Genomic DNA, 14,027 nt, shown 5'->3' on the forward strand with positions numbered 1-14,027 from the left:
TAATTAACTCTATGATGTAGCCATTCTTATAACAATAGCTTTGGATTATCAGCAGATGATTTCGCGTCGGGAAAAAGTGGCTTATAGCTTAGGCGATGTGGCGAGTAACCTCGTTTTTCAGGTTGTGCTCCTCTACCTGGCGTTCTTCTACACGGACAAAATGGGCCTTGAGCCCGCTGACGTGGGGATGTTGTTTTTGGTGGTGCGAGTGATTGATGCAGTGACGGATCCGCTGCTGGGCTATGTGGCCGATCGAACCAAGTCTCGTTGGGGGGCCTATCGACCATACATTTGCGGCGGGGCAATCCCACTTGGTATTTGTTTCGCTGTGGTTTTCATTGTGCCCGACTACGATTATGCAGGCCGATTGGTCTATGCCTATATCACTTATACGCTGATGATGATGGCTTACACGGCGGTAAACATTCCCTATTCGGCATTAGCCGCTGTAATTTCACCAGACCCCAAAGATCAGGTCAGCATTCAGTCCTACCGGTTCATTGGTGCCATGCTGGGCGGCATTATTGTTACGGCAGTAATGGGGCCGTTGGTAGATTATTTTGAGTTTATTGACCTTGCTGGAGGGTATTTCATCCCTGTGGGTCTAATGGCTACCGTTGGTGTTGTTCTATTCTGGTTCTGTTTTCGTGGTACCCGTGAACGAGTTGTGGTCCGAAATGAGCCAGGCCACACATTGATTGAAGATATTCAGGCGCTTTGGCGCAATTATCACTGGCGTTTGATCACTTTTATGGCGCTTATGTTACTCACCGGGAATGTGATTAAAACAACCTTAGCCATTTACTACTTACGATATTTCTTGGCGATGGGTGACCATGTCTCCGCGGTATTGGCAGCCGGGATGCTATTGAATATGCTGGGATGCTTGGCGGTGAACCAATTACCTAAGCACTACAACAAAGCGAGTGTTCTAGCCGTTATCATGGTCGTAACTGCGGTGGTGTCGAGTATCGCTGTCTTGGCTCCTCCCGGTAATGCCTATGCAGGTATTGGTGCGTATCTAGTATGGTGTTTCGTATTTCAGTCGCATGCCCCCATTTTTTGGGCAATGATCACCGAGACCGCTCGTTTTGGTGAAGCTAAGACTGGAATTCGTCAAGCAGGCGTGGTGGTGTCTACCGTGATATTTATGATAAAAGTGGGCGTCGCAATAGGCGGAGCGTTAGCGGTCTGGGTACTAATGTTAGCGGACTATGAAGCGGGGGCTCAGCTAACGGAGACGTCCAAAGAAACCATTGCGATGGGCTTTAGTGTCTTTCCTGCGGTATTTTTTATTATCGTTGCGGCGCTCTCGATGTGGTATAAAAAGCTCACTCAGCCAGATTCGACAGAAAACTTACCGGGAGCTTAGCGTGGCTACAATCTATGAAGTTTCAAAGTTGGCTGGAGTCTCATTAGCTACCGTGTCTCGCGTTGTCAATAACAGCGCAAAGGTGCGCGAGAGTACGCGAGTTAAAGTTGAGGCGGCAATGAAGGAACTGGGTTTTAGGCCTAATGCCATTGCTCGCTCTCTCGCTACGAACCGAACTGACACAGTCGGCATTGTGATCTCGGAGCTAGACGGCCCTTTTTACGGTCCCATGATGACCAATATCGAAGCAAAATTTCGTGCCGCTAACATCCACGCCATTTTTACCGCGGGCCACTCGAACGAAGAGTCCGAGAAAAATGCGATTCAATTCCTTCTAGCTAGACGCGTTGACGCCCTCATTTTGCATGTTGAGTCTGTGAGCGATAGTTATCTTGAGCAAGTAGAGAAGGAGGGTGTGCCTATCGTGGTAATCGGTCGGCAGGTTGATTCTGAAACGGTCGCCTCCGTAGATCTTGATAATGAGTTGGGAGGTTACTTAGCTGCCAAGGCGGTTATTGCCGCAGGACATCGAGAAATTGCCTACATTTCAGGGCCAAGTTGGAAGGTGGACGCCAGTCAGCGTCTGGCGGGGCATCGCCGAGCATTGGTTGAAGCGGGATTGCCATGGAAAGAGCAGGACCTCTATGAGGGCGATTATCTTGCTCCCAGCGGCTACGAATGTGCTGCAAAGGCACTTACTCAGAATCCCAATTACCGTGCAATAGTCTGTGCGAATGATGAGATGGCATCTGGAGTTTTGTTGAAGCTCCGAGAGCAGGGAATTTCGGTTCCCCAAGATGTTTCTGTAGTGGGCTTTGATGATGTCACTCACGCTAAATATCTCTATCCTGCTTTAACTACCATTGACCACCCCATTGGTGAAATGGCGAGCTACGCCGCCAATTGGGTTCTTTCTTCCTGTTATGGTCATCACAGCGTAGGCCACATGTCACTAGTGAAGCCCTCACTGGTTGAGCGTGAATCACTCGCAAAAATTTAGTGCGTAGCTAGCTCTATCGATATGTCAAAATTACGTTAAATACTTAATCTTTTGTTGACGCTACAATGAAATTTCGTTAGGTTTATGCAAGCGCTTACATTTATGGGTAAGAATTAGGGGTTGTAAAAGTAAGCGCTTACATAAAAAGAGAAGCATAATAATTATTGAAAAATCTCGGAGATTATAATGATAAATAATAAGGTACCGTTTAGCCGTACCAGACTTGCTACTGGCTTGTCGGTTGCACTGGGAGCAATGATGTCGTCCACCGGCGCAATGGCTCAAGATCAAAATGAAGATCCTAATTTAGTCCTAGAGACTGTTGAAGTTGTCGGCTTCAGAGCATCGCTCGATCGTGCAGTAGACGTAAAACGTAATAACGATGGTATCGTTGATGCAATCTCGGCTGAAGATATCGGTAAATTCCCAGACACTAACCTTGCTGAGTCGCTTCAGCGTATCACCGGTGTGTCGATTGACCGAGCGAACGGCGAAGGCTCTCGAGTTAGTGTTCGTGGTATTGGTCCCGATCAGAATTTGGTGTTGCTCGATGGTCGTACGCTAGCTCGAACAACCGGCGGTCGAAGCTTCGACTTCCAAAATGTTGCCTCGGAAATGGTAACGGGCGTTTCCGTTTATAAAACTTCGGATGCGAGCATGCCGACGGGTGGTATCGGTTCTACTATTAACCTCTTAACCAATCGTCCGCTAGATAATCGCGAAACTCGCGCGTCAGTGACAGTTAAAGGTATGTACGACGAGTCAGCCGAGGACAGTACGGTTTCTCCAGAACTGTCGGGTATCTATTCAACGAAGTTTGCTGACGACAAGTTTGGCATTTCGATTTCGGGTGCCTATTCAGAGCGTGAATCCGGTTCTGCGCAAGCTAATGTCGGGACAGGGTGGCGTAGCTTCACAGGTGATCAGGACAACACAAATTCATGGGGCGGTGTGCCACAGACTGGACAGGTTAATCGTCCGGGTCCGAACGATGTGTACTCAGTACCTCAGACCACCATTTACAAGTTCGAACAACAGCAGCGGGAACGCTTTAATGGTCAGTTAGTGCTGCAGTGGGCACCGTCTGATGATATGACGGCAACATTGGATTACAACTACTACGAAAATTCGATCGCGACTCAGTCAAATGAAATCTCAGCGTGGTTTACTTTTGCGCCATCCGAGAACGTGTGGACGGATGGCCCGGTTTCGGCCCCGCTAATTTATTCAGAGACCTATGGCTCTCCGGCCGATTTATCAATGGCCGCGGCTGACTTTGCTAATCGCTACCAAGGTGATGCACTAGGCTTCAACTTTGAATGGCAGGTGAGCGATGCACTTTGGTTGGAATTCGATGCTTCGCAATCGACTGCTGAACGCACTCCAGATTCGAAGAATGGATCAAGTAACACTCTATCAACCGCTGCATTTATTCGTACCTCAGCAACGGCTGACTTCACTGAAGATCTGCCAATGCTAGCGGTGGGCGGTGGTAACGCAGTTCTCCCTTCCGATATGCGTGTAACGGGTAGTGTGTTTGGTAATTCTCAGGATTTCTCTGAAGTTGACCAATATCAGTTAAATGGTAACTTCATGTTCTCTGAGGAGAGTGACTTAGATTTCGGCGTTAGCAGTACAAAAGTAAGCAATCACTCGCAGAGCGTTAATATTCAGCGAAACGATTGGGGTGGTGTAGGCGCTGCTGGCGATCTAGACCCAAGCTTATTCCCTGCGAAATCTATTATGGATCAGTTTGATTCAGCGCGCGGAGACTTCTCTGAAGTGGGCGGTGCTGAGGTTCAGAATGTCTACTTCGATTTTGATTTTGAATCGCTTCGAGCTGCGGCGGAAGGTCTTTACACACCAAGTTCTTTCCCTGCGGATGCGCTAGTTGGCGATTGTGGCACGATGTTCTGCCCATCAACACAGTTTGGCACGGATACTGATCGTTTAACGGAAGAAACAACGAATGCTGTTTATGGTCAGTGGAACTACCGTGATGACTCTGCGGCAATGCCATGGAGCGTTCACGTAGGTTTACGCTACGAAGAAACAGATGTGAATTCAGTCGCATACTCTGCGAACTATGCGGGTGCTGACTGGGTAGCGGATACCGAAATCGTTTTGGTTCGTGATAGTGCCAATCCGCTAACGCTTTTGGTTCAAGACGGCAGTTACGATGTCCTCTTACCTAACATCAATTTCAATATTGATGTGACCGAAGATATCATTGCTCGTGCGGGCTACAGTCAAACTATCTCACGCCCAGACTACAACTCAATTAAAGGTGGTACGGTAATTGGTACTATTGCTAATCGAGGTGGTGGTAGTGGTTCGGCTGGTAACCCAGGCTTGGAACCTTTGGAGTCCGAGAACTTCGATCTGTCGTTGGAGTGGTACTACAACGATTCAAGCTACGCGTCAGTAGGTCTGTTTACTAAGAACCTTACTAACTTCATTGGTAACTCAATTGTTGAATCCACGGTGTTCAATCTACCTAACCCGGCAGATGGAGCTAAGTATGACGAGGCGGTTGCAGCGGTAGGAAGCAATTCCACCGATATTCGCGACTACATCTTCACCAACTACGGCTCCGATGCATTGGTAGATCCTTCGGATCCCTATGTTCGTGGCGTAGGTGTGATTAGTGGTGATTCCGCTACCGATAATGATTTAGTTTTTGATGTGACCATCCCGACCAACAATGAACGTGAAGAGACCATTGATGGTGTTGAACTAGCCGTTCAACATGTGTTTGGCGAGTCAGGCTTTGGTATGCAGGCTAACTACACATTAGTGAATCAAGATAATGAATTTGATAACTATGTGCTCACGCCGCAAGAGGCTATCTTAGGTATCTCAGACACCGCAAACTTAGTTGGTTTCTTTGAGAACGATGCCTGGTCAGCTCGTGTCGCGTGGAACTGGCGTGATAAGTTCCTCAGCGCTACCGGTGATGGTACCGGAGCCAACCCAACCTATACGGAAGCCTATCAGCAAATTGATTTGAGTATCTCTTACTCACTACCAATGCTTGAAGGTCTTCAGTTGATGGTTGAAGGCTACAACATTACTGACGAAGCATCACGCACCCATGGTCGTGCCTCTCAGCAGGTGTTGAGTCTCCAGGAGCGAGGAGCTCGCTGGGTGGTTGGCGCACGTTACGCTTTCTAACTGCAAGTAGTTGGATTCCCAAGTTGACGCCGAGTTTCTCGGCGTCTTTTTTTCTTCACTGTCTGAACACCCTGCGGTAATCTGTTGTTATGAAATCGCAAACTGTCACTCACATTGTCATTGTTGGCGGCGGCACAGCCGGTTGGTTGAGTGCAGCACTTCTTGCTGCCAGTGCACAAAATGCTCCGCAATACCCACTTAGAGTTACCTTAGTAGAATCTCCTAATATACCCACCATTGGTGTTGGTGAGGGAACCTGGCCATCCATGCGTTCATCTCTACAAGCCATTGGTATTAAAGAATCACAGTTTCTCTCTCGCTGTAGTGCAAGCTTTAAGCAGGGAACCGAATTCATTGGCTGGAATCATGCCAGTCATCACTATGTACATCCTTTTACCGTTGCTGAAGTAGCCGCGGATATTCCCGCCGGCCAACATTGGAGCGCACAACAGGATAGCGTCCCCTTTGCTGATCGCTTCAGCGTCCAAGGGTTGTTGGCCAAAGAGGGTCTTGCGCCAAAACAAGCGACTACGCCTGAATATGCCTTCGCGCTAAACTACGGTTACCACCTTAATGCCGGTGAGTTCGCGGAGCTCTTGCGAGAGCATTCGGTCGAAAATCTGGGTGTCGAATTACTTAGAACAAACCTTCAAAGTGTTGATGTTAGCGAGCAGGGCATTGAGTCGTTAATGCTAGAATCAGGCCAAACTATCACGGCAGACCTCTTTGTTGATTGCACCGGCAGTCGCAGTTTATTGCTGGGTGAGGCGCTAGGCATTGCTAATGAAAGCGTGGCCGATGTCCTTTTCAACGATCGAGCGGTGGCTATTCAAGCTCCCTACAGCTCTGATTCCGAAGCTATTCCATCGCTAACTAAAGCAACCGCGCACGACGAGGGTTGGATTTGGGATATCGCACTCCAGACCCGTCGAGGTACAGGTATTGTTTACAGTAGTCGTCACCTCTCGGAAGCCGAGGCGGAGCAGCGATTACGCGACTATTTAGAGCAAACCGGCGTGGGAGCAGTGCAAACACTTGACGCGAAACACTTGGAGTTCAATCCCAGTCATAAAAAACAATTTTGGCACAAGAACTGTGTGGCAATCGGCATGGCCGCCGGTTTTTTGGAGCCACTTGAAGCCACGGCCATTGTTTTAGTTGAGGAATCGGCAAAGTTTATTGCGCGTAATCTACCCTGCGCAACGGCCTCGTTACCGATCTTAGCCACTCAGTTCAATCGTAAGTTCTTGGCCCATTGGGAAAATATTGTCGAATTTCTCAAGTTGCATTATGTTTTTAGCCAGCGCGACTCGGACTATTGGCAGGATCATATCAATCCCGATAGCTGGCCCATGGGCTTGGCAGATAAACTGGCACTGTGGGGAAATCGTCAACCGTCGACAGATGATTTTGCAAGCAATGCGCTGTTTCCCAGTGCCAGCTATCAGTATATTTTTTACGGTATTACCGGAAATTCCCAGCCGCTACAGTGTAGTGAACGTGATCATCAACAGCTGGTGACGTTGATTGAAGACATTCAGCGGCGCCAGCAAAAGTATCGCCAGGGGCTGCCTACTAATCGGGCGCTTCTGCAGTCTTTGATATCAGCGAAGACATCAATCCTATAACGATAATTAGAAAGGGCGAGTTATGTCGAACCATGAAGTAGTGAATAAAGCTGACCATCAGCATGTGAAAATCAACCGAGGCACAAGCCAAGAGTTAGTCGGACAGCAATTTTTTAGTGTGACCTTCCCATGGGAATTCCGCTCGTTACAGGGCGAGTATCCGCTCTTTTTTCACCATGATGTTGAACTTAACTCGCTGCTACCCGTAGCGTTACATGGCTTCGAGAGCGGTTCAAACCTATTTATCCAAGATGGCAAGTGGCAAGCAAATTACTTACCGCTTATGGTTCAGCGTCAGCCGTTTTTAATTGGTCAACAAACCGTTGAGGAAAACGGCGAGTCTAAACCTCAGCGAGTTGTCCTCCTTGATACGAAGAGTCCGCGTGTGAACCAAGAAGACGGAGTGGCGCTTTTTGATGAGCATGGCGGCCAGTCACAATACCTTCAACAGGTTGCGGATATGTTAGAGACCATCCATCACGGTTTGAATGACGCCCAGCGGTTTGTCGCGAAGCTGACAGAATTGAACCTCATTGAACCGGTGACGCTGTCTATTACACTTGCCGACGGTAATAAGCATGAAATGGTTGGCTTACACACTATCAATGAAGATCGACTCAATGAGCTGAACGACGATCAACTCAAGGATTTGTACAAATCTAAGGATCTTGCAGCCATTTATTATATCTGCGCCTCGCACAGCCAGGTTAAGCGACTAATCGAATTCAAAAATCAGCAATTGGGCTAATTACATGACCTTGCCGAGCATTCATGACTTTGATCTGGCTACGGTCGCTGACTTTGAGGGCGATGTGGGTGCGGGGCTCCAAGTTGCCTTAAACCATCTTACGGAGCCGAAGGTTTTGCGAAATTTTTGCTCTGACTTCCCGTTAGTGAGGGCAGGCCAAGAGGGTGATTTGGCCGCGCAAGCACTCTTATTATCTGAGTATAACGGCAAGCCGGTGAGCGCAAGTCGGGTACCGGCGAAGGAACGAGGGAAGGTGTTTTACTCGGCCAACCTTCAGCAGTTTAATTACAGTGGCGGAAGAATTTCGCTGCAGACTTTCTTCGATACACTCAATGAGCAGCAAGAGAAAGAGAACGGTGAGGCCGTTTACATGGGCTCAACGGATGTGCGTCAATGGTTCCCTAAGTTTGCCGACAATCACTCGGTAGACCTTGCTGAAGTAGCCTTCCCCTATCTTTGGGTGAGTTCGCCGTGCACCATTGCGGCGCATTATGATTATCCGCGAAACCTGGCCTGTAATTTAGTAGGGCGTCGTCGTTTTACATTGTTCCCAACTGGACAGATAAATAACCTCTATCCCGGACCCTTTGATTTTGCTCCCGGTGGCCAGGAAGTTAGTCTGGTAGATTTCGAGGCCATCGATTTTGAACAGTTCCCGCGTTTCCGCACTGCTATTGAGACAGGACTCTCCGTAACCTTGGAACCGGGCGACGCACTCTATATCCCGAGCATGTGGTGGCATCATGTAGAGTCTCTAGGTGACTTTAATGTGCTGTATAACCATTGGTGGCTTGCCGAGGAAGGCAACGGCCTCGTTCCGTCAGCTGCACTCAAAGCCGCAATGTTGGCTATTCGTAACCTCGCTCCACAGGAAAAAGCAGCGTGGCAGAGTATCTTTAATTTCTATGTATTTGATGATCCTAGTTTAGCGCAGGAACAATTACCTGCAGCCGCACAGCGGTTGTTGGCGGATCATCCTAACAGCGATATCGTTCGGCAAACTTTGGACGATATTATGCGTCAGTTATCGAGGGCAAAATAATGACAACAACAGCTCAGCAAAGTGGTCGAGTTCAACGGGTAGTAATCGCCGGAGGAGGAACGGCTGGTTGGATGACCGCAGCAGCATTTGGCAAGCTTTTGGGTAAGCAGCTAGACATCACCCTAGTTGAATCCGACCAAATTGGTACTATTGGCGTGGGCGAAGCTACTATCCCTACTTTACACCTCTTTCATGATGTTCTGGGCCTGACCGAAGCGGATGTCATGAAGGCCACGAATGCGACCTTTAAATTGGGTATCAAATTTGAAAACTGGCGCCAGAAGGACCAAGACTATATCCACTCCTTTGGCTACCTTGGTCAAGATCACTGGGCGGCGGGGTTTCAGCACTTTTGGCTTAAGGGGCAGCAGCTAGGCTTTGCCTCACAGATTGGCGATTATTGTAAAGAGCATATTGCCTGTGAGGCGCAACGCTTCGCAGTGTCACCGAATCAAGATCGTAATCATGCGCTGCACCTCGATGCCACGGCCTATGCTAAATTTTTGCGCGAATTTTCTGAAAAACATGGCGTAAAACGTGTTGAAGGAAAGATTCGTGCCGTTGACTGTTTCTCGGACGGGGACATTGCGGCGTTACAGATGGAATCAGGTGACGTGATTGAGGGCGACCTATTCATTGATTGCACTGGATTCCGTGGCTTACTTATTGAGGAGACTCTCCATGCGGGCTATCACGATTGGAGTCACTGGCTTCCCTGTGATAGGGCGCTTGCCGTGCAGACTAGTTCGGTGGAGTCGCCGATTCCTTACACTCGTTCTATCGCTCACGGCGCTGGGTGGCAGTGGCGAATCCCACTGCAAACTCGGGTAGGAAATGGTCTGGTTTATAGTAGTCGTTTCTGCTCTGATGACGAAGCTCGCAGTACCCTGCTAGGTAATATTGAAGGTGAGACTCAGACTGAGCCTCGCGCCATTAAATTCCGCACAGGTACCCGTAGAAAACACTGGCACCGAAACTGTGTTGCTGTAGGACTATCAAGCGGTTTTATTGAACCATTGGAATCTACCAGTATTCATTTGATTCAGCGCAGTGTCTTAAGGTTGCTGCAGCTCTTCCCATACGACGGGATAGAGTCAGCAGTTCGTGATGAGTTCAATGAGCAGAGTTTGATGGAAATGCATAATATTTTGGACTTTATTGTCCTGCATTATCATGTCACAGAGCGCGACGATACGCCGTTTTGGCGCCACTGCAAAAACATGCAGATTCCAGATTCTCTCCAACATCGCCTCGATATGTTCTTGCAAAGTGGGCGAGTGTATAAGCACGGTGCCGAACTATTTGGTGAAGCTTCATGGTTACAGGTCATGATTGGACAGGGCCTTCTGCCGCAGCACTACCACCCAGCGGTAGATGTCATGAGTAATGATGAGTTGCAGCGTTTTCTGGAAAATATAAAAACTTCCTTCACCAAGCAAGTAGCGGCGTGGCCAAAGCATGAGGAATTTTTGCAGCATTATTGCCCGGCTAAGCGCGCAGCGATGGCCTAATGATGGGTTGGAAACCGGAGATACTCAGCATTGGCGATCAGCGGACACCGCTCCTGATCTTCGATGACGTTGATCCCGCGCTGACGAAGATGGCGAAGGAGAGTGCTCGGAGTGCAACGTTTACTGTCGCCGATACCTACTATCCAGGGGTTCGAGCGCCGTTGGCGATGCCCTATATAGAAAAGGTGGTCGGCGCTATCTATCATCAGTTATACGATATTTACAATATCCCCTCGCGCTATCAGGTAGGGTTAAATCAAGCGGTGTATTCGCTAATAACCCGCTCCCCTGGTGAGTTAAGCTTGGCGCAAACAATGCCCCACATCGATGCAACGGAAGCCCTTAACTTTGCGGTGCTGCACTACCTTAATGACGGCCAACATGGCGGTACAGCATTTTATCGGCATCGCGCTACCGGTTGGTCGCAGATTACTGATGCGAATGAGCAGGAATATTTCAACCGTTTGAATCAGGAGCTGACAAGCGATTCAGTGCGCGATACCTACATCACTTCCAGTGATACCAGTTTCGAGCAGGTTGCTAAGGTTGCTTATAAAGCTGGTCGAATCGTGGTCTATCCAGGCAACCTTCTGCACTCAACCCAGGTAGATGCCAGTTTAGATATTTCATCGGAGCTGGACGCCGGGCGGCTTACCGCTAACATATTTCTCAAATTCACCTAGTTTCAGCGGTACAACTTGTTTATTAATTAATGATTCGCTACACTAATTTAAATTTGAAAGCGCTTACATTTGGTTTTCATCTATCATCGTTCAACTAAGCAAATGGATTAGAATAATGAAAAAGCTACTTGCTATTGCCATTACTATCGGAATTTCAGGCATTGGTTGCTCTCAGTCTCCATCTGATGAGGGTACGTTAGGAGAGACCTACACTGACCCAATGCAACATACCCGCCTAGCGAATGGATTTAATGGTAATCCCGCTATCTGGCCAGAAATCGACTCCGAAGTGAAAGTCGACGAAGCGCTTGAAGCTAGGGTTGATGCCATTCTTCAGAATATGACACTTGAGCATAAAGTGGCTCAGATGGTGCAGGGTGAATTGCGCCATGTTCGCCCAGAACATGTGCTGAAATATCGTCTTGGTAGTGTCTTAAATGGTGGCGGTTCACATCCAAATGGCGATCGATACGCCAGCGTGGATGACTGGCTAGCCATCGCTGACGGTTATTGGGAAGCTTCTACCACTGATGACCTTCCACACGAGCCTATCCCGCTAATTTGGGGCACGGACGCGGTTCACGGCCACAATAACGTGCTTGGGGCGGTACTCTTTCCCCATAATTTTGGTCTCGGGGCTGCTGGTAATCCGGAGTTGATGCGAGGTATTGGTCGCGCGACAGCGGAACAGGTTATCGCCACCGGTATCGACTGGACCTTTGCACCAACCGTGGCTGTTGCGATGGATTACCAGTGGGGCCGAAGCTATGAGTCTTACGGTCAGAACCCTGACATGGTTCGTGACTATGCCTATGAAATGGTTGCCGCAATTCAGGGCGGAGAAGATGACGATCGCTTCGGCGATGGCCATATTATCGCTACCATTAAACATTTTGTAGGCGACGGTGGAACCTCCGAGGGTATTGACCAAGGCGAGACCTCAGTTAGCGAGCAAGCGTTATTTGATGTCCATGCTCAAGGTTACGTCGGCGGCCTCACCGCTGGTGCGCAAACGGTTATGGCTTCCTTCAATAGTTGGAATGGCGACAAACTTCATGGTCACCACTACATGCTGACTACCGTGCTGAAAGAGCGTATGGGTTTTGATGGCTTCGTGGTGGGTGATTGGAATGGCCATGGCCATTTACCTGGTTGTTCAAACGCACACTGTGCCTCGGCCATTAATGCGGGTGTCGATATGATCATGGTGCCTGATGACTGGGAAGCCTTTCTCCTCAATACAATTGATGACGTCAACGCAGGAATCATTTCGCAGGAACGCGTTGACGATGCAGTGCGCCGTATCCTTCGCGTGAAAATGCGTGCCGGTATGTTCGATACGGTTAAGCCTTCGGAGCGCCACCTTGCGGGTAGCGAAGATGCACTGTGGGGTGACGATGTTAAAGCGCTCTCTCGTGATGCGGTTCGTCAGAGTTTGGTATTACTGAAAAATCAGGACGAGACCTTGCCTCTAAACGGCGGGGAGCGAGTGCTAGTGATTGGCAATGCGACAGAGGATATTGCTCGTCAGATGGGCGGCTGGTCGATTACTTGGCAGGGAACGGAGACCTCGGTTGAAGACTTCCCGAATGCGACGAAAATTTCCGATGCAATTGTTACCCGCGGTGCTGAGCTCGGTAGTGAAGTCGTTGTATCAACGGATGTCTCTGATCTCAATGGCGAGTTCGACAAGATAATCGTGCTGTTTGGTGAGTCACCCTATGCTGAATTTAACGGTGATCGCAGCCACATTGTATACAACAAACTCGACAGTGAGTCGCTGGCGTTACTTCAGGCAGCTAAAGCGACGGGTAAGCCAGTAGTGGGCCTATTCATTTCGGGTAGACCCATGTTCACCAACCCTGAAATCAACGCTACTGACGCCTTTGTTGCCGCATGGTTGCCCGGTTCTGAAGGTCAGGGTGTGAGCGATGTGCTTTGGGGCGATTTCGACTTTATGGGACGCCTTCCCGGTACTTGGCCGCTATCGTCTGCGGATGATGTGCTTCCTATTGGCGCTGGTGGAACCTACCAGTCAATGGCGCCGATTACCGCTATGCTGGACGAAAGCTACGAGATTGATGTAGCAAGTGAAATTCTAGATATCTTTACGGGTACCTATGCCACCAATGTTCGTCTGGACGAAAATCAGGTCAGCGTAGGATTGATTGATCGTGTTGTTCAGGAGGATGCGCGCCGCGTTAGCTTTAATGCTGAGGATGCTTCTGTCGCATTCAGCTTTGATGGACCGCTTAATCAAACGGCCTTCCGTCGTTATGATGCTCGCGTTAAGTTCATGATGCGCACAGTTCAAGCAGATGCTGAGGCTAAATTGATCCTAGGAATGTCCTCACAGATGCCGATGTTCGAGCTCGATGCCCAACCACTACTTGCACAGACTTCAGAATGGCGTGAGTGGTCCATTCCTCTGTACTGCTTAGCACCGGATGTGGCGAGTTTGGCAAGTGTTGAGTCGCCATTACTGCTGCAGGCGAGTGAAGGTGTGGTGATTGAAATTGCCGAAGTCCGTTGGGAGTTCGGGGGTAGCGATGACTATGATTGTGCCAATACTTGGGCCGGAGATAATCATCGTGAACCAGTCTTTGTCGCTAACTAAAAGCAGTTAGCTTACTGAGAACAAGATGGTGGGCGAGTGATAAAGAGTCCTCGCTCGCCTTTTTTTGTTCATATAGTAGTTTATTAATACCTGATAGATGGCCTCATGTGTTATCGATAATGATCGAATCCGTAATAATGGTTCGACAAAATTATAATAATAATGTTGTTACAGCTGGGAGAATCACATGCAACTGCAACCCCTCGACCTCTGGGTCGCCGCGATTTATGCCATTGCGTTAATTGGCATCGC

The 14,027-nt window shown here is 48.9% G+C and carries 9 protein-coding genes; all 9 read left to right on the forward strand.

What is annotated here, in order from left to right:
• Nucleotides 1-55: 55 nt before the first annotated feature.
• The 9 genes from Q0698_RS11805 (at nucleotide 56) to Q0698_RS11845 (ending at nucleotide 13,775) form a co-directional block, all read left to right on the forward strand.
• A complete protein-coding gene (locus tag Q0698_RS11805) occupies nucleotides 56-1,372 on the forward strand; it encodes a glycoside-pentoside-hexuronide (GPH):cation symporter (protein ID WP_298636848.1) in 1,317 nt (438 codons plus the stop codon).
• Nucleotide 1,373: 1 nt separating this feature from the next.
• Nucleotides 1,374-2,372: a LacI family DNA-binding transcriptional regulator gene (locus Q0698_RS11810; RefSeq protein WP_298636850.1), complete on the forward strand. Its 999-nt coding sequence runs from the start codon at nucleotides 1,374-1,376 to the stop codon at nucleotides 2,370-2,372.
• A 186-nt stretch (nucleotides 2,373-2,558) separates the two neighbouring features.
• Nucleotides 2,559-5,546 carry a TonB-dependent receptor gene (locus Q0698_RS11815; RefSeq protein ID WP_298636851.1) on the forward strand — a complete coding sequence of 996 codons (2,988 nt, stop codon included), beginning with the start codon at nucleotides 2,559-2,561 and terminating at the stop codon, nucleotides 5,544-5,546.
• Between the two features lie 89 nt (nucleotides 5,547-5,635).
• A complete protein-coding gene (locus Q0698_RS11820; protein WP_298636853.1) occupies nucleotides 5,636-7,174 on the forward strand; it encodes a tryptophan halogenase family protein in 1,539 nt (512 codons plus the stop codon).
• 22 nt (nucleotides 7,175-7,196) lie between these two features.
• Nucleotides 7,197-7,922: a SapC family protein gene (locus Q0698_RS11825; RefSeq protein ID WP_298636854.1), complete on the forward strand. Its 726-nt coding sequence runs from the start codon at nucleotides 7,197-7,199 to the stop codon at nucleotides 7,920-7,922.
• A 4-nt stretch (nucleotides 7,923-7,926) separates the two neighbouring features.
• The gene (locus Q0698_RS11830) at nucleotides 7,927-8,964 is read left to right on the forward strand and encodes a cupin-like domain-containing protein (protein WP_298636856.1); all 1,038 of its coding nucleotides are present in this window, start codon (nucleotides 7,927-7,929) and stop codon (nucleotides 8,962-8,964) included.
• Nucleotides 8,964-10,475, forward strand: a complete 1,512-nt coding sequence (locus tag Q0698_RS11835) for a tryptophan halogenase family protein (RefSeq protein WP_298636857.1) — start codon at nucleotides 8,964-8,966, stop codon at nucleotides 10,473-10,475. Before Q0698_RS11830 ends, Q0698_RS11835 begins: the two co-directional genes overlap by 1 nt.
• A complete protein-coding gene (locus tag Q0698_RS11840) occupies nucleotides 10,475-11,158 on the forward strand; it encodes a DUF6445 family protein (RefSeq protein WP_298636858.1) in 684 nt (227 codons plus the stop codon). Before Q0698_RS11835 ends, Q0698_RS11840 begins: the two co-directional genes overlap by 1 nt.
• A 115-nt stretch (nucleotides 11,159-11,273) precedes the next feature.
• Complete coding sequence (locus Q0698_RS11845; RefSeq protein WP_298636859.1) at nucleotides 11,274-13,775, forward strand: glycoside hydrolase family 3 protein; 2,502 nt, start codon at nucleotides 11,274-11,276, stop codon at nucleotides 13,773-13,775.
• The last annotated feature ends 252 nt before the right edge of the window (nucleotides 13,776-14,027 follow it).

The sequence above is a fragment of the uncultured Umboniibacter sp. genome (genome assembly GCF_947497555.1).
In the GTDB taxonomy this organism is placed as follows: Bacteria; Pseudomonadota; Gammaproteobacteria; order Pseudomonadales; family DSM-25080; genus Umboniibacter.